This window comes from Nocardia araoensis NBRC 100135 (assembly GCF_000308435.1).
GTDB lineage: Bacteria > Actinomycetota > Actinomycetes > Mycobacteriales > Mycobacteriaceae > Nocardia > Nocardia araoensis.
Map to the genome: position 1 here is coordinate 1 of NZ_BAFR01000214.1, position 16,424 is coordinate 16,424.

The following is a 16,424-nucleotide window of genomic DNA, read 5'->3' on the forward strand; positions in this document are numbered from 1 at the left end:
ACCGCGGACACATTCGATCGCCCCAGCGGAACTGCGCCGGCTGACACCGATACTGGCACGCATTCCGAAACACCCGTCCCAGCGGAAGCACCGCCGACTGGGCGCCAGCTGTCCGATCGTCCGAGCGGAGTCGCACCGGCCGACACCAGCGAGGCCCGTGGGCAGATCGGGCCGACCGGCCGAGTCGAACCACCGCTGGCTACGCGTCACTCACCCAGTCACCCCGGCGGGGTAGCGGCAGCCGACCCCGCCGAGCCCCGCTGGCAACCAGCAGCGCCCGGCTCGTCCAATCGTTCCGACAACACCGCGTCGGCCGATTCAGCCGAACATCCGCGCAGCTCCGAATCAACCGGCACGGCGGGCAGGGGCGGGTCCAATCGGCTCAGCGTCACGACGGCGTCGCGCGCGACCGCCCGAACGGCATCCACCTGGGCGGCCCTGGCCGGATCGCTCGCCGCGGCCGGACTCACCCCGACCGGAGCGCTGCTGGCGGGCGTGACGGCCTTCGCCCTGGTCCATCGACGACACCTCGCCGCGACGTTCGTCCTCTGGCTGGCCGCCTCCGCGCCATGGCTGGCCGCGACCGCGCTGTCCAGTGCGGGCGCGGAGCCATCCGATCCCGCGGGCATCGCGGCCTTCGCCGCGCGGGCCGAACCCGGTCTGGGCACGCTCGGGAGCCTGGCCGGTCTCGGCGGGATCTGGAACTCCGAGGCGGTACCGGACTCCCGCACCACGCCGCTGGCCGCGGTCGGCACGCTGGTGCTGCTGGCGATAGTCGCACTGGGCGTGCGCTCCGTGGCTACCGGCGGGGCCGATCCCGACAACCGCCACGTCCGCCGGGCATTGCTGGCGCTCGCGGCGGTCGCGATCCTGTTCCCCGCGCTCGGCGCGACCGTGTGGGGCATGCACGCCCTGGAGTGGCTGGTCGCCCACGTGCCCGGCGCGGGTCTGCTGCGCGACACCCAGAAGTACGTCGCCCTTGCCATGCCCGCTTTCGCCCTGTCCGCGGCGGCAGGCTGCGCGATGACGGCCCGGCGTCTTCTCCCCGTGCACTCGGACGCGACGCCGGACCGGCCCACGACGGCCTCTCCGGTCATCACGACAATGGTCACAGGGGTATTCGTAGCGCTTATCGTGTTGCCGCTCTACGACCTCGCCTGGGGCGTCGGCGGCGCTGTGCGGCCGGTGCACTATCCCGGCGGTTGGCAGCAGGTCGCCATAAGGATGGACGGCCCAGGCGACGTTGCGGTGCTGCCAGGTGGAATGTTCCGCAAGTTCCGCTACAGCGGCGCGGCCCCCGTGCTCGACCCGGCCCCGCGCATGCTGCCCAACGACGTCTTGCAGACGGGCGAATTGCCGGTGCGCGGACGTACGGTCTCCGGTGAAGGCGCCCGCGCCAGAGAGATCGAGAACCTGCTGCTGCACGGTGGGCCGCCCACGGACCTGGCCCGCTTCGGCGTGGGTTGGGTTCTCGTCGAACGAACCACCCCAGGGCCGCTCGGCGCATCGGCGTCGACCCTCGCCCAGCTCGAGCGGGTCTACGAGGACGCCGACCTCGCGCTGTATCGCGTGCCCGATGTCGTCGAGCGCGATACATCGACGACCACGCAACGCTCCGTCGCCGCGGCAACCCACTTGCTGTGGGGGGCGTTGCTCATCGCGGGCCCACTTGCTGCCCTCGGCGCACGCACGCGACACCGCAGGAGAATGCGGAACTGACGCACACCGCCGACCCGAAGGCGCGGTAAAGGTCCCGAAGCTGCCGACTCCGGCCGAGGCGTTGTTCAGTCGACCGTCCGTGGCGCGATCAACCCGCTCGTGTGCTCGCCTCGGGCAGCCGCCGCCAGCACTTCGTAGACTCCGTTTCCGGTTTGCTCCCAAGAGAATTCGCGAGCGCGGGCGCGGGCCTTCTCCCCCATGACCGTGCGTGCGCCCGGATCGTCGAGCAGGTCGCCGACGGCATCGGACAGCTGGGCGACGTCGTCGACCAGGATTCCGGTGGCTCCGTCCACGATGGAGTCGGTGAGTCCGCGCGAACTGCGGTAGCCGACCGTCGGGACACCGTGTTGGGCCGCCTCGATCACCGCGAGCCCCCACCCTTCCTTCCGGGAAGGCAGCACGTGCACCCATGCGCGGGCGAGGAGTTCGTGTTTGCGCCGCTCGTCCACGTGCCCGTGGAAGGTGACCGCGTCGGCGATGCCGAGTTCGACGGCGTTGTCCCGCAGATTGTCCGCCCACCAGCCGTCGCCGATCACGTCGAGGCGCAGACCGGGGATGCGGTGGCGTAGCCGGGCCACGGCCGCGAGCGCGTCTTCGATCTGCTTGTGCGGCACCAAACGGGAGAGCACCACGACAGTGGGTGCGGCAGTGCGGGTTTCCTGGGCGCCGGTGGGTGCATCCACTGGAACAGGTTCGGCTCCGTTGCGAACCACCGCGATGCGGGAACGGTCCACACCGAGCGTGGCCAATTCCTCCGCCGACGGCAGCGAAACGGTCAGATATTGATTACGGCGGTGCACGCGGGGCGACAGCCGAGACTCGATCCACCAGCCGACGCGGCCGACCAGCCTGCCCGCCACCGGCCACTGCTCACGGTGACCGTGGTGCACCAGCACCACCGACGGGGCCGCGGTGACGGCGGTGGCGAAGAACGGTATGCCGTTCTGGGTATCGATCACCGCGTCCGGCCGCACGCCGCGCAACGAGCCGAGACCGATCTTGCCGAGCAGGAGCGCGGCGAGCGCGCGCGGATACACCGTGTAGCGTCCGCCCGCCCTGCTGATATCGATGCCGTCGACGCGCTCGCGCCGCGCCGCGCCGGGATAGCGGGCGGTGCGCAGGGTGACTTTGACCCCGCGTGCCGCCAGCTGCGCGCCGACCTGCTCGAGGTACCGCTCGCTGCCGCCGCCCTGCGGGTGCCCGGTGTCACGCCAGCAGAGCAGGAGGACTTCGCGCACGGTGGAGCTTCTCTCGGTCAGTGGGTCCCGGTGGGAACGTCGGTTGTCGCGCTACACCCTAACCCGAGCACCCGCCCGAGCAGCCCAGCATCGGGGTTGTGCGAGACTCGGCGCCGTGCTCAAAGCCGCGAAGACGCCGACACGCAGCAGCCAGCCCCGGTTCGCCCGCCGGGCGACCCTGCGCCGGTCCCTGCGCCTGCTCGGTAGCTTCCGGTTCGAGCAGACCGACCCGGCCCTGTTCTACGGGGGTCTGGCCGCCGACAGCGCGGCGCTGATCGCCGACTTCTACGCCGATCTCACCGGCCGGTCCCTGGACGGAACGACGATACTCGACGTCGGCGGCGGTCCGGGCTACTTCGCGGACGAGTTCGCCCGTACGGGGGCTCGCTACATCCCGGTGGAGCCCGACCCCACGGAGATGCACGCCGCGGGCCTCTCGGTGGCGGGCGCGGTCCGCGGGTCCGGGATGGCGCTGCCGTTCCGCGACGACGCGGTCGACATCTGTTTCTCGTCGAATGTCGCCGAGCACGTCTCGAAGCCGTGGGTCATGGCCGACGAGATGGTGCGGGTGACCAGGCCGGGCGGGTTGATCGTGCTCTCCTACACGGTGTGGCACGGCCCGTTCGGCGGCCACGAGACCGGACCGTGGCACTACCTCGGTGGCGAGTACGCCGCCCGGCGGTATCGGCGCAAGCACGGGCGCGAACCCAAGAACAGGTTCGGCACGTCACTGTTCGCGGTGCGGGCGGCGGATGGATTGCGCTGGGCGGCAGGCACTCCAGCGGAGGTGCACACCGTCTTCCCGCGCTATCACCCCCGCTGGGCGTGGTGGCTGGTCCGGGTGCCTATGGTGCGCGAGTTACTTGTGAGCAACCTGGTCGTGGTGGCAACCAAAAGTTAGCTGAAGTAAGGTTCCAGCCATCCGCGACGCCAGTGCCGCTTTCCGCATGGGGCGTGCACGGGCTCGCTCCACGGCGATTCGCGCATAGCCAACCCGACGGTCTCGAGCGTGGTGAGGCCGACCAGGTCGGCGAGCATTCCTACGGCGGCGACCGCCTCCGCGGCCTGCATAGCCGCCGTCGCCTGCTCGATCGTCAGGGTGCGTCCGGGTAGGAAGGAGACCACCCACCCGCCGCTGCCGACACACTTAGCCTGATGCTCGGTTTGATCACTGGTCATCAGCGACCGGCCGATCACTTGCACCGCCATGACTCGGACTCCCCAGTTTGCGGTAACGGTTCGGTAATGGAGCGAGCTGATATGTCGCTACAGCATCCTCTTTCCAGCAACAGAACGCAATAGTGCGTTCTGCGAAAAGCGAACCGAGAGGTCGGAATTCACACTGGCCAGGGCGTCGCCGCGCCGCAAAACTGGAACAGGTTACAGACAATAGAGAGCAAAAACTGTAACGTGTTCTCATGCACTACGACAGCTTGTTCATCGGCGGCCGCTGGACCGCGCCAGCCACCGCCGAGCGCATCCAGGTCATCTCGCCGGCCACGGTCGAGCCGGTGGGCAGCGTCCCGGCGGTGAGCCGGGCCGATGTCGACGCCGCGGTCGCCGCGGCCAGGCACGCCTTCGACCACGGCCCGTGGCCCGCCACGCCCCCGAAGGAGCGAGCCGAGGTACTCACCCGCGCCGCCCGACTGATCGAACAGCGCTCCGCCGACCTGCTCGCCGCGCTGATCGCCGAGGTCGGCGCCCCGCAGATGATCGCGATGACGCTGAACCAGCTCCCCGCGGTCGCCGCGCTGGACGCCTACGCAGCCCTGGCGGAGTCCTTCCCGTGGTCGGAGACCCGGGTCGGCGGGTTCGGCACCACGCGCGTCACCCGCGAGCCCCGTGGTGTCGTCGCGGCGGTGACCGCGTGGAACGTCCCCCTGTTCCTCGCGGTGAACAAGCTCGCGCCCGCCCTGCTGGCCGGCTGCACCATGGTGCTCAAGCCCGCCCCGCTGACGCCCATCACGGCGAACATGGTCGCCGACATCTTCACCGAGGCCTGTCTGCCCGAAGGCGTGCTGTCCGTGCTGCCCGCCGAGCCGGACGCGGCCGAGTACCTCGTCTCGCACCCCGGCGTGGACAAGGTGACCTTCACCGGAAGCACCGCGGTCGGCCGCAAGATCGGCGCCATCGCCACCGGTCAGCTCAAGAGCGTCTCGCTCGAACTCGGCGGCAAATCGGCGGCGATCCTGCTGCCCGATATGGACGTCGCGGCCAACATTCCGGTGCTGGCGTTCTCCGGCCTGATGAACAGCGGGCAGGGCTGCGTCGCACAGACCCGCATCCTCGCGCCGCGCAGCCGGTACGACGAAATCCTCGACGCGCTGGTCGAACACGTGAAGACGATGAAGGTGGGCGACCCGAACGACCCGAGCGTGCAGCTGGGCCCGCTGATCTCCGAACGCCAGCGCGAACGGGTGGAGGGCTATATCGCCAAGGGCAAGGCCGAGGGTGCGCGACTCGTGCTCGGCGGCGGCCGCCCGGAGGGGCTGGACCGGGGCTGGTTCGTCGAGCCGACGATCTTCGCCGACGTGGACAACAAGTCGACCATCGCCCAGGAGGAGATCTTCGGGCCGGTGCTGTCGGTCATCCCGTACGAGACCGAGGACGAGGCCGTGGCCATCGCCAACGACTCGGTCTACGGTCTCGCGGGCTCGGTCTGGACCACCGACATCGAGCACGGCGCCGAGATCGCGGCGCGGGTGCGCACCGGCACCTACGCGATCAATTGGTATGCGTTCGACCCGACTTCGCCGTTCGGCGGCTACAAGGCCTCCGGACTGGGACGCGAGAACGGCCCGGAGGGTCTCGATTCGTTCTGCGAGCAGAAGTCGCTGCTCATGCCGCTCGGCTGGACCGGGTGATCACTCCGGTGGCATGACCACCCGCAGCAGCGGCGCGCGATTGCCGTAGCGCCGGGGTGGTGCGTCGACGATCTCGACGCACCACCCGGGCGGCAGCACCGCCCGCAGCCGTCCAGCGGCCCGGCGCAGCGGGGTACTCACGGTCGCCAACTCGAATTCGGCCACCATCGGGGCAACCGACGTCGTCGTCTCCAGATCGGCCATGCTCCATCCACCTCTCGCGTCGATCTCGCCGTGCGCCGCGGCATCGCGGGTCCGATATCGGTATGGAAGTCCTTCAGTCGATCAGTTAACCGCCAGTAATCCGACTGGGTGGTGCGGAAGGAAGAACACGCCAAGCATAGGTTACGAATACACGAAATCTCTCGACAAGATCATTACCCCCTTTTCCATCCGGCTAAACCGATCGATCCGCGGGAATCTCACGGACACTGCTGTGACGCCGGACACCATCCCGCAGGCCCATCCGTGGAGTGCGAAACTCGCTACGGCCGAATCACCTATACCGCAATGGCTTTCGCCGAGCCGAGTAATTCGGCGCGGCGCGCTCACCGGCCCAGTGACCGGCGATACGCGGCCGGTGTGGCTCCCGTCGCCGCACGCAGGTGCACCCGCAGCGCGGTGACGCTGCCGAATCCGGCCTTCGCCGCGACGACTTCCACTGGCAAACGCGTGGTTTCCAACAGTTCGCGCGCCCGGACGGTGCGCTGGGCATCCAGCCAACGCCGCGGCGTGGTGCCGACTTCCGCCTTGAAGCGGCGGATGAAGGTGCGCTCGCTCATCAGCGCGTGCGCGGCCAGCGACGAAACATCCACCGCCGCAGCAGGTTCCGCCGCCGCCCAGGCCAGCGTCGCGGCGAGACCGCCATCGGCGCGCGCGGCCGGTGCGTCCGGAATGTATTGCGCCTGACCGCCTTCCCGGTGCGGCGCGGTGACATTCCATCTGGCCAGCTGCGCCGCCGCGTGCGCGCCCAGCTCGCGGCGCACGATGTGCAGACACAGGTCGAGGCCCGCCGACAGCCCGGCCGAGGTCAGCACGTCACCGTCGTCCACGTACAGGGCCGTGGGGTCCAACCGCACCGCCGGATACAGCTCGGCGAACTCGTCGCAATAGGCCCAGTGCGTAGTCGCGCGTCGTCCGTCCAGCAGTCCGGCCTCGGCGAGGACGAATGCCCCGACGCAGATGCTCACCATGGTCGCGCCGCGCGCAGCCGCGCCGCGCAATGCGGTCAGCGCCGCCCGTGGAGTGGGCAGCGTCGGGATGCCGATCCCCGGCACGACGACGACATCGGCTTCCGCCAGCGCCTCCAGCCCGTGCTCCACCCGCAATTCGAAGCCGTTCGGCGTCCACACCGGGCCGGGACGCAATCCGCAGGTCCGCATCTCGAACCCGAACGGCTCACCCGTCTTGCCCGGCCCGTGCCGGAACGCCTGAACGGCGCAGGCCAGGTCGAAGGCCATCACTCCGTCCAGCGCGAGCGCCACCACTTGCTTCATCGTCCCCCAGTTTGGCATGAATCCGAGTAATACTGTCGTTTCCGCCACTCGTCGCGGATCTCGACACACGCTTGACTTCAGTGCACACCGAGTTCCGACCAGAAGGAGGGCATCGTGGCCGCACCGACGGGCCTCGACTGGGCATGGGCCACCCGCACCGGGGGCGCTCTGTCGAACGGACAACGCGCCGGATTGGCCGTCGCGACCGCCCGCACGCTGCCCGGCATGGCGGCCAATCGGGTCCGGCTGGCACTCGGCAGGCGGGGACGCGGAAAACTGGAGTTCGCCGGTCTGCGGTTACCCGATTCCGAGCTGGCCGTCGCAGCGGAGACCGAGGCCAGGGAGTCGCTGTCGCCGCACGTGCTGAACCATTCGCTGCGGACCTACTACTTCGGACGGGTCCTGGCCGATCTCGATGGCGCCGCCTACGACGACGAACTCGTCTACGTCTCCTGCCTACTGCACGACCTGCGACTCGAACACCCCACGCCAGAAAGATGTTTCGCGGTGGTCGGCGGCGAACGAGCCGCCGCACTCGCACTCGATGCGGGCGCGCCGCCGGAGCGAGCCGAAGCGATCGGCGCGGCCATCGCCGCCCACATCACCCCCGGCGTCGCCGCCGATCTCAGCGACGCGGGCGGCTTCGTCTCCGCGGGAGCGTCGGTGGACGTGCTCGGAACACGGCTGGCGGAACTGGACCGGGACTGGGTCAGCGAACTGCTGCGCCGACATCCGCGACTGGAATTCAAGCGACACGTCGTCGCCGCCTTCCGAGCCGAAGCGAAGGCTGTGCCGAAGGGCCGGACGCACTGGCTGAACAGCGCGGGATTCCTGGCCATGGTCCGTATGTCCCCGTTCGCCGAATAACGAAGCCGCTCTATGCGTTTGCCTCGCGGAACTGCACATCCGCCCTCTTCGTCGGCACAGAAAGAGCAGAACACCTCAGCCCGGTGAGTATGCTCGATGTTATGAACGGTGTCACCGGCATCGCAAGCGCGCGACAAAAGCTCGCTCGCGCGGGGCACCACATCAACGACCTCGAACGCAGGATCGCGGAATACCGGAAGGCGAACCCGGTTCAGGTTCGGGTCGACCTTTCCCCGAGCATCGAATACGAGAACGAGATCGACTGCCAGGTAGCGGCGGTAAGCGTATCCGATGTGCCCGATGAATGGGCCCTCATCACCGGTGATGCGCTCACCAACCTGCAGGCCGCCCTCGACCACGCGGTCCATCCGCACGCCGAGCATTTTCCCATATTGCTGAGCAGCACGAACAGCGAAGGGGAGGAAATAGTCGTTCAGGAGATATTCGACCCGGTGACCACAGCGGTAATTCTGCGTCATCAGCCTTACCACGACCCGCGGCCGACACATCACCCCCTGGGCCTTCTCTGCATACTCGTCGACCGAGACAAACACCGCCGGGTGCATGTCGCCAACCATTTCAGGACCGAGCTTATTTTCGCCCCGTCGGATGACTACGAAGTTGTGGACACCCCGGGTTCGTCAATTCACGAACTCGTGCCGGGAGCCGTTTTCAAACATTTCCGTTTACGGCTTCGCCCCGGCTTCACACAGTCGCAGCTCACCTATAACAACCGACTCGCGCCAACCGTCGTCGTCGATGTTCCGGACACCGATGACGATGTGCCGCTCGTCCCCGGCATGAAATTGATTCACGCCCGAGTGTCGGAAATCCTGGATCAACTCGAATCCGCCGGACTGTCGTAACCGCCGCCGCGTATCGACGCGGCACCGCCGCGATGAAAGGGCGCCATCAGGGAGCCTTGCCCGCCGACGGCCTCGACCGGCGCGGCACATCGCGGCACACCGCGGCGGGTCGCGCATGACGCCTGCCCGCGCTCCGGCGGAGGCGAAGCCGCCTTCCCGAACCCGCTGTCGCCCAGGCGGATTGCCTTGCGCACCACGCAAAACATTTGGCTCGCAAAACAAATCGCCCGCACCATCTGCCGGATGGTGCGGGCGAATGCTACTTTGGGTGGAGTGTCAGCCCAGACGCTGCTTGAGCGCCTCGAACTCGTCGCGCACGCCGGAAGGCAGCTTGTCACCGACGAACTCGAACCACTCCTCGATGAGCGGGATCTCCTTGCGCCACTCGTCGGCGTTCACCGCGAGCGCCTCGTCGACGTCCTTGGCGTCGACGTCCAGCCCCTTCAGGTCGAGCTGCGCTGCGGTCGGCACGTTGCCGATGGCGGTCGCCTCGGCTTCGGCGGAACCCTCGATGCGGCCGATGATCCACTCCAGCACGCGGGAGTTCTCACCGAAGCCGGGCCACAGGAAGCGGCCGTCGTCGCCGCGGCGGAACCAGTTCACGTAGAAGATCTTGGGCAGCTTGTCCGCGTCGGCGTTCTTGCCGACGTTGATCCAGTGGCCCAGGTAGTCGCCGACGTGGTAGCCCATGAACGGCAGCATGGCCATCGGGTCGCGGCGCACGGTGCCGACCTTGCCCTCGGCGGCGGCGGTCTGCTCGGAGGACAGCGTGGCGCCCATGAACACGCCGTGCTGCCAGTCGAAGGACTCGGTGACCAGCGGGACGGTGGTCTTGCGACGGCCGCCGAACAGGATCGCCGAGATCGGCACGCCCTGCGGGTCGTCCCACTCCGGCGCCAGGATCGGGCACTGCGCCATCGGCGTGCAGTAGCGCGAGTTCGGGTGAGCGGCCAGCGTCTCGGTCTCCCGCTGGTACCAGTCGTTGCCCTTCCAGTCGATCAGGTGATCGGGCTCGCCTTCCAGGCCCTCCCACCAGACGTCGTTGTCGTCGGTCAGCGCGACGTTGGTGTAGACCGTGTTGCCCGCCTCCATGGTGGCCATGGCGTTCGGGTTGGAGCTGCGGTTGGTGCCGGGCGCGACGCCGAAGAAGCCGAACTCGGGGTTCACCGCGTAGAGGCGGCCGTCCTTGCCGAAGCGCATCCAGGCGATGTCGTCGCCAAGGGTCTCCGCGCGCCAGCCAGGCACGGTCGGCTGGATCATCGCGAGGTTGGTCTTGCCGCAGGCGCTGGGGAACGCGGCGGCGATGTAGTAAGCCTTGTTCTCCGGGGAGATCAGCTTCAGGATCAGCATGTGCTCGGCCAGCCAGCCCTCGTCGTGGGCCATCGCCGAGGCGATCCGCAGCGAGTAGCACTTCTTGCCGAGCAGCGCGTTGCCGCCGTAGCCGGAGCCGTAGCTCCAGATCTCCCGGTCCTCGGGGAAGTGGGTGATGTACTTGGTGTCGTTGCACGGCCACGGCACGTCGGCCTGGCCGTCGGCCAGCGGCGCGCCGACGGAGTGCAGCGCCTTCACGAACGGGCGGTCGGCGCCCAGCTTCTCCAGGGCGGCCGCGCCCATGCGGGTCATCACGCGCATCGACACGACGACGTACTCGGAGTCGGTGATCTCGACGCCCAGCTTCGGGTCCTCGGCGCCCAGCGGCCCCATGCAGAACGGCACCACGTACATGGTGCGGCCCTTCATCGAGCCCCGGTACAGCTCGGTCATCCTGGCGCGCATCTCGGCCGGGTCGACCCAGTTGTTGGTCGGGCCCGCGTCGGCCTCGGTCTTCGAACAGATGAACGTGCGGGACTCCACCCGGGCCACGTCGGAGGGATCGGAGAGGGCGAGGAAGGAGTTCGGCTTCTTCTTCTCGTCCAGACGCTTGAACGTCCCCGCCGCGACGAGCTGCTCGGTGAGCCGCTCCCATTCCTCGTCGGAGCCGTCCGCCCACACCACTCGATCGGGTTGGGTGAGTTCGGCGACTTCTTGTACCCAGGCGAGTAGTTCGCTGTGCTCGGTCGGCGCCTTGCCGTCGGATCCACGAAGACCAGGAATGGTCGCTGACGTCATGAAAACTCTCCTGAGATGGGCGGCTATTCGATGCTTCGCCGCCTAAGCCCTAGGCCCATGACCAGCGCGAATGCACCGAGCGCCACCGTTGGCGGGAAGGCGCCCGCTCCGACCGGTCGAACGCGCACCCCAGGAGGGCGGCAGATCAGGACTTAGCGGACGCCCAAGTTCCTGAATAGAGGTTAACGCGATGTGACGGCCGGTACGGTATCGGGTTCCTCACTGTGTACCCAATCGGTCGCTTATTTCAACAGGTGAGATCCAGCGGTCGAGGATCCGGACATCCCGCTCGCATGCGGCGAGCTGCCCCGGCTGCTCGGCCGCCATCCGGCGCAATTCCGCCTCCAGCCGGGCCACCCGGCGATCCGTCTCCACCATTCGCGCGGTGCTTGCCTGAACCACGTGATCTGCCAGAACGGTCTCCGCTTCCACGAGTGCGGTGACAACACGCTGCTCGAGCTGCGCTTTCACATTGACCAACGCGTCGGCGACCCATTGCCGGATATGCGCTCGATCGGCCAGCTGGCGGCGGGCACGCACCACCCACGCCGCCGCACCGCCGCCGAGCAGCAGCGTTACCGGCACGCTCGCGACGTCCAGGGCCGGGACGAGGGAGAACGGAGCAACCAGCAAGCGACCGAGACCGACACCGGCCGACGCGCCGAGCGCGATCATAAGGTGATCTTCGACACCCCGATGGCGGGGCTCGGGATCCGGGCCGACCCGAGGGGCCGGGTCGCGCCGCCGGGCCGGCGCACTCCGATCCGTGCTCTCGACCCGGGCGCTCAGTTCGGCGATGCGCTGGTCGATGACGTGGTCGAGCGCGCCGGTCAGCTCGGTGACGGACTGCTGCAGCCGGACCGGGTAGCCGCCGAGATCGGCGGGGCGCAGCCGATCGAGCTCGGCGCGCACGGCGGTGTGCAGTGCTCGGATGCTCGCGCCGATCTCGGTCATCAGATCAACCCGGGCCAGGTGCAGCTGCCCGCGCAGGGTGGACATCGCGGTGGCTCGTCCACCGTCACGACCGGCCAGCAGGACCGCGCGTTCCTCGCGCAACCGGGCCGGTTCTGCACCGGAGCGCAGCACCGCCACCTGCTCGGCCACCCGCTGACGCGTATCGGCCAGGACCCGCTCGGTCACCGCGCGCGGCCGGTCACCCCCCGCCGCGGCGGCCGCCGTGAGCTGTGCGTGCAGTGCGCCGACACCGGATCGATCGAGCAGCCCGGCGTCACCCGCGGTGCGCGCGGCGGCCGCGAGCCGCGCCGAGACCGGCAGGATGTCCAGGTCGCCCGCGCCCAGCGTGGCGAGCAACTCCAGGTCGCGGTCCCGTACCGCACGCCAGTCCTGATGGGCGTGGATGCCGTTCATGGCCAGCAGCAGGCGGGCGCCGTCGGCGCGCAACCGGCCTATCACCTCCAGTGTGTCCGCGCCGATGATGGTGCCCGCGTCGAGCAGGATCAACGCCACCGCGGGCGGGGCGGTCTCCGAGGCGGCGTCGGCGCGCGGCTCGGACAGCGTGAGGCGCGGCTCGAACCGGGCCAGCTCGGTACGCAACAAGGTCGTGTTGACGTCGGCGGGACCGATCACCGTGACCGCACCCGCGGCGCCGGAGTCCTGCACCGCACGCAGCAGCGCCATACCCTGCGGATTCCAGCGCTCCACCACGGCCGCGAGCTCGGGGACGAGCGCGGCGGCCTGGCCGGGTCGCTCACCTTCGCCGTCGGTGGAGTCACCATCCACCGCGGCAGCTGCGCTCGCCTCCGATTCCGGAGGCTCAGAGACCGGCACTGCTCATCCGTTCCCATAGTCGGACGTACCCGTTGTGTACCCGCAACGCGGCGCGGCGGGCGGCAGGGGGCATATCGCTGGTGACGACGGCGCGCCAGCGCGTGGCGCGAGCCAGCGCGTCGTCGGCGTCGGAAGGAGCGGGCCCGGAATACCCCGCGGCGAGATGGGCCACTTCGGGCCCGGCCAGACCGGCGCAGAGCCCGAGCCAGACGGCGTCATCGCTGTAGAGATAGGACTCCAGGAGGTCGCGCGCGCGGCCCCCCTCCTCCGGGACCGCGCGGGCGGCCAGGCGGGCCAGCTCGTCGAGCAGCTCGCCGCCGCGCAGCGCGGACACCTGCTCGTACCGGCGGTGCAGCAATTGGTGGAGCGCGTCGATGCCGCTGGCCGCATGCAGGATCTGCAGCAGCGCCTGCGGAGCCAGACCCGGATCGTGGCGCAGGGCCGTGCACGCGCAGGCCACGCCGTACAGGTCCCAGCGGCGCAGCAGTTCCGCGCGCTCGGCGGCGTCCGGCCCCGGTGCGACGAACAGGTCCGGCGCGAGCAGCAGCGCGGGGTCGGCTTCGGCGGCGAGCTTGCGCAGCAGATCGAGCTCGGCGCCGGTCAGCGCGCCCGCCCTGGTGCGCACCGCCAGCGACGCGACCACCGGAACCACCGGAATCCGCAGCTGCGTGCCGTACTGCTGGGCCGCGGCCACCGCATCGCCCCAGCGGGAGCCGATCGCGTCGGCCTTGTTCAGCACCGCGATCGTGCGCTGCGGCGGCAGCGTGGCCAGCACCCTTCGATCGGCGGGCGTCGGCGCGGCCGACAGCACGTAGACGACGATGTCGGCGTCGAGTTCGGGATCGGGCGCCCCGGGCCGGTCCACCGGATCGGTCTCCACCGCCGACATGAGCGCGAGCGCGTGCAGGACAGTTGTCCGCCCCGCGTGCGCGCGCCCGGTCACCTGGATGCGCGGCGGTTTGCGCCAGGCGCTGACGGCCGCCGCCGCGGCGTACCCGATCTGCGGATCACGCCCCGTGCCGAAGCGGAGCTCGGCGAGCATCTTGTCGAGCTGATCGTGCGCGGAAGTGGGCACGCCGCGCTCCCGCAGCGGCCCATCGGAATCAGTGGCTGTCGGCATGCGGCACACACCCCCTTTTATGGTGCGCAATTCTGTCAGAAGTCGGCTCGCGGGACGGGCTCAGCTGCCGCTGAAGTACTTGTTCGCGGTGCGCACCATCCAGTTCGGCGCGTACTTCCCCACCGTCGCCAGCACCTTCGCCTGGGTACCGATCTCGTAGTGCACCTTCGGCAGCCGGGCGCGCTTGCGGGTGGCCTCCCAGATCCCCTCGGCGACGTCGTCGGCAGTCAGCCGCACGCCCAGCGACTTCGTCGTCCCGGTCGTCACGCCGTCCACCATGGCCGTGGCCACGAACAGCGGCCAGATCGCGAGCACCCGGATGTCGTGGCGCTCCCATTCCAGGTCCAGCGCCTCGGTGAAACTCTTGACCGCGGATTTGGTCGCACCGTAGCTGGCGAGTTCGGCCTGACCGTAGATGGCCGAGGCCGAGCAGAGGTTGACGACCTGCGCGCCCGGGGTGTCGCGCAGGTAGCGGAACGCGCTGTGCGTGCCGGTGAGCACGCCGACCACGTTGACTTCCACGATCGCCCGGTGGGCGGCGAGGTCGATCTCCTCGAACGGACCCGCGCGCAGGATTCCCGCGTTGTTGACCAGGATGTCCAACCGTCCCGTCGCCGCGTGGAACTCCGCCAGTCGCTCCGCCCACTGCGTGGCGTTCGTCACATCGAGTACCCCGGTGTGGACCACGCCACCCTTGGCTGTGATATCACCTGAAAGCCTGGTCAGCCCGACCTCATCGATGTCGTAAGCCCCGACCTGGTATCCCTGCGCAGCGAAAAGCAAGGCCGTGGCCCGCCCGATACCGGCCGCCGCGCCGGTGATGAATACTGTCGGTCTGCTCATGCCGGGGAGTCTAGTGCCGGGGATGCCGCGTGCCGCGGGGTTCCCAGAGGCCCGGTCGGTCACTTACCCTGCTGAAGTGGTCGGCACCATAACCGGTGCGCAGCTTGAACTTTCGCATGCGGCAAACCGACCTCGACGATGAGGAGGTTGCGATGACCGCGAACGTCATCGGCGCTGTCGACCCGGAGCCCGCCTGTCCTGCGGACCGCAAGCCCTTGCTGCCCAGCACGGACCCGTTCCATCGACCGCCGAAAGGATTCGCGGCCAAGGCGCCGGGCACCATCCTGCGCAGCAGGAAGATCGAAGTGGCGCTGTTCGGGATTGTCCCGCAGCGGGTCTCGGCCTGGCAGCTACTCTACCGCAGCTGTGATCTGCACGGGGCGCCGGAAGCGGCGATCACCACGGTCCTGCTGCCGATCGACGCCGAACCGGACGAGGATCGCCCGCTGCTGGCCTTCCAGACCGCGATGGACGCGGTGAGCGAGAAGTGCTCCCCGTCGTACGCCCTGCGTCACGGCGCGCGGGCGCTCGGTTCGATCACCCAGCTCGAATGGCTCCTGGTCGCGAACGCGCTGCGACGCGGCTGGGCGGTGAGCATCGCCGACCACGAGGGACCGCACGGGAACTTCGGCGCGCCGCGCGAGCCCGGCTACCGCGCGCTCGACGGCATCCGCGCCGCCCTGCGCTTCGCCCCCCTCGGGCTCGGCCCGGAAACCCGCGTCGCGGTGTGGGGCTACTCCGGCGGCGGCATGGCCAGCTCTTGGGCGGTCGAGATGGCGCCGACCTACGCCCCGGAACTCGACATCGTCGGCGCGGTGCTCGGCGCACCGGTCGGCGATCCGCGCCAAGTCTTCGACCGGCTCAACGGCACGCCCTACGCGGGCCTGCCCGCCATCGTCATCGCCGCCCTGCGCAGGCTGTATCCCGCGTTGAGCTCGCTGATCGACAACGAACTCAGCCCGGAGGGCCACCGGTTCGTCGTCCGCGCGGAGAACGCGACACCGGTCGGCGCGATCCTCGGGCTGGCGGGCAAGAAGGTGGACGACTTCCTCGACCGCCCGCTCGCCGAGGTACTCGACACCCCGGAGTTGCGGGCGATGTTCGACGATCTGCGGCTCGGCAACGCGACGCCCGCCTGCCCGCTGCTGGTGGTGCAACCCATCCACGACCAGGTCATCCACATCGAGGGCATCGACGGCCAGGTGGCCCGGTACCGCCGCGGCGGCGCGGCGGTGACCTACGTCCGCGACCGGTTGAGCGAGCACTTCTCGCTGCTGCCGCTGTCCACGCCGATCAGCCTGGACTGGCTGGCCGACCGATTCGCCGGGCAACCGGTGAGCGACGTCGGCGACAGCACCGTCTGGTCGGTCGCCGCTTCGCCCTCCGGCGTGCGCGGCCTGCTGGAGATGGCGGTGACCGCGGTCAAGGTCGCGCTCGGAAGACCACTGCGTCAGCAACGGCCGACCGCCGCCAGGATCGCGCCCGCGCGCGCCGCCTGACCTCCTGCTCAGCGG

Annotated in this window: 14 protein-coding genes; 6 read left to right on the plus strand and 8 right to left on the minus strand. The window is 69.3% G+C overall.

Going from position 1 to position 16,424, the window contains the following annotated elements; genetic code table 11:
* Positions 1-195: 195 nt before the first annotated feature.
* On the plus strand, positions 196-1,719 hold the full coding sequence (locus tag ON21_RS28635) for an MmpA family trehalose lipid delivery protein (protein WP_505763832.1): 1,524 nt from the start codon (positions 196-198) through the stop codon (positions 1,717-1,719).
* A 65-nt stretch (positions 1,720-1,784) separates the two neighbouring features.
* Here ON21_RS28635 and ON21_RS28640 read toward each other — a convergent pair whose 3' ends face one another.
* Complete coding sequence (locus ON21_RS28640) at positions 1,785-2,957, minus strand: glycosyltransferase family 4 protein (RefSeq protein WP_039802964.1); 1,173 nt, start codon at positions 2,955-2,957, stop codon at positions 1,785-1,787.
* A gap of 115 nt (positions 2,958-3,072) precedes the next feature.
* Between ON21_RS28640 and ON21_RS28645 the strand changes: the two genes are divergently transcribed.
* Positions 3,073-3,858, plus strand: a complete 786-nt coding sequence (locus tag ON21_RS28645; RefSeq protein WP_051021435.1) for a class I SAM-dependent methyltransferase — start codon at positions 3,073-3,075, stop codon at positions 3,856-3,858.
* Here the strand turns inward: ON21_RS28645 and ON21_RS28650 are convergent.
* Positions 3,855-4,166 carry a hypothetical protein gene (locus ON21_RS28650; protein WP_039802966.1) on the minus strand — a complete coding sequence of 104 codons (312 nt, stop codon included), beginning with the start codon at positions 4,164-4,166 and terminating at the stop codon, positions 3,855-3,857. The genes ON21_RS28645 and ON21_RS28650 overlap by 4 nt on opposite strands.
* A gap of 209 nt (positions 4,167-4,375) precedes the next feature.
* Here ON21_RS28650 and ON21_RS28655 point away from each other — a divergent pair, with 209 nt between their 5' ends.
* Positions 4,376-5,821, plus strand: a complete 1,446-nt coding sequence (locus tag ON21_RS28655) for an aldehyde dehydrogenase (RefSeq protein ID WP_039802967.1) — start codon at positions 4,376-4,378, stop codon at positions 5,819-5,821.
* On the opposite strand, the gene ON21_RS28660 is transcribed toward ON21_RS28655, so the two are convergent.
* Together ON21_RS28660 and ON21_RS28665 are read right to left on the minus strand one after the other, a co-directional pair.
* Positions 5,822-6,025, minus strand: a complete 204-nt coding sequence (locus tag ON21_RS28660) for a hypothetical protein (RefSeq protein ID WP_039802969.1) — start codon at positions 6,023-6,025, stop codon at positions 5,822-5,824.
* Positions 6,026-6,369: 344 nt separating this feature from the next.
* Positions 6,370-7,317, minus strand: coding sequence for a GlxA family transcriptional regulator (locus ON21_RS28665; protein WP_083880944.1), 948 nt, complete (start codon positions 7,315-7,317; stop codon positions 6,370-6,372).
* 114 nt (positions 7,318-7,431) lie between these two features.
* On the opposite strand from ON21_RS28665, the gene ON21_RS28670 reads away from it, so the two are divergent.
* Both ON21_RS28670 and ON21_RS28675 read left to right on the plus strand, forming a co-directional pair.
* Positions 7,432-8,184: an HD domain-containing protein gene (locus tag ON21_RS28670; protein ID WP_039802972.1), complete on the plus strand. Its 753-nt coding sequence runs from the start codon at positions 7,432-7,434 to the stop codon at positions 8,182-8,184.
* Between the two features lie 101 nt (positions 8,185-8,285).
* Complete coding sequence (locus ON21_RS28675) at positions 8,286-9,050, plus strand: hypothetical protein (RefSeq protein ID WP_039802973.1); 765 nt, start codon at positions 8,286-8,288, stop codon at positions 9,048-9,050.
* Positions 9,051-9,326: 276 nt separating this feature from the next.
* Here the strand turns inward: ON21_RS28675 and ON21_RS28680 are convergent, their stop codons facing one another.
* From ON21_RS28680 to ON21_RS28695, 4 genes are all read right to left on the minus strand, one after another.
* On the minus strand, positions 9,327-11,159 hold the full coding sequence (locus ON21_RS28680; RefSeq protein ID WP_039802974.1) for a phosphoenolpyruvate carboxykinase (GTP): 1,833 nt from the start codon (positions 11,157-11,159) through the stop codon (positions 9,327-9,329).
* 219 nt (positions 11,160-11,378) lie between these two features.
* Complete coding sequence (locus ON21_RS28685) at positions 11,379-12,947, minus strand: hypothetical protein (RefSeq protein ID WP_039802975.1); 1,569 nt, start codon at positions 12,945-12,947, stop codon at positions 11,379-11,381.
* Positions 12,934-14,067: a P-loop NTPase family protein gene (locus ON21_RS28690; protein ID WP_039802976.1), complete on the minus strand. Its 1,134-nt coding sequence runs from the start codon at positions 14,065-14,067 to the stop codon at positions 12,934-12,936. Before ON21_RS28690 ends, ON21_RS28685 begins: the two co-directional genes overlap by 14 nt.
* 60 nt (positions 14,068-14,127) lie before the next feature.
* A complete protein-coding gene (locus ON21_RS28695) occupies positions 14,128-14,910 on the minus strand; it encodes an SDR family oxidoreductase (protein WP_039802977.1) in 783 nt (260 codons plus the stop codon).
* A 152-nt stretch (positions 14,911-15,062) separates the two neighbouring features.
* On the opposite strand from ON21_RS28695, the gene ON21_RS28700 reads away from it, so the two are divergent.
* A complete protein-coding gene (locus ON21_RS28700) occupies positions 15,063-16,409 on the plus strand; it encodes a lipase family protein (RefSeq protein WP_051021439.1) in 1,347 nt (448 codons plus the stop codon).
* Positions 16,410-16,424 lie beyond the last annotated feature (15 nt).

What these genes read in the sequence shown, in the direction of transcription:
- ON21_RS28650 (WP_039802966.1), bottom strand. Translation starts at nt 4,166, where the DNA reads ATGGCGGTGCAAGTGATCGGCCGGTCGCTGATGACCAGTGATCAAACC.
- ON21_RS28655 (WP_039802967.1), top strand. Translation starts at nt 4,376, where the DNA reads ATGCACTACGACAGCTTGTTCATCGGCGGCCGCTGGACCGCGCCAGCC.
- ON21_RS28660 (WP_039802969.1), bottom strand. Translation starts at nt 6,025, where the DNA reads ATGGCCGATCTGGAGACGACGACGTCGGTTGCCCCGATGGTGGCCGAA.
- ON21_RS28665 (WP_083880944.1), bottom strand. Translation starts at nt 7,317, where the DNA reads ATGAAGCAAGTGGTGGCGCTCGCGCTGGACGGAGTGATGGCCTTCGAC.
- ON21_RS28675 (WP_039802973.1), top strand. Translation starts at nt 8,286, where the DNA reads ATGAACGGTGTCACCGGCATCGCAAGCGCGCGACAAAAGCTCGCTCGC.
- ON21_RS28680 (WP_039802974.1), bottom strand. Translation starts at nt 11,159, where the DNA reads ATGACGTCAGCGACCATTCCTGGTCTTCGTGGATCCGACGGCAAGGCG.
- ON21_RS28690 (WP_039802976.1), bottom strand. Translation starts at nt 14,067, where the DNA reads ATGCCGACAGCCACTGATTCCGATGGGCCGCTGCGGGAGCGCGGCGTG.
- ON21_RS28695 (WP_039802977.1), bottom strand. Translation starts at nt 14,910, where the DNA reads ATGAGCAGACCGACAGTATTCATCACCGGCGCGGCGGCCGGTATCGGG.
- ON21_RS28700 (WP_051021439.1), top strand. Translation starts at nt 15,063, where the DNA reads ATGACCGCGAACGTCATCGGCGCTGTCGACCCGGAGCCCGCCTGTCCT.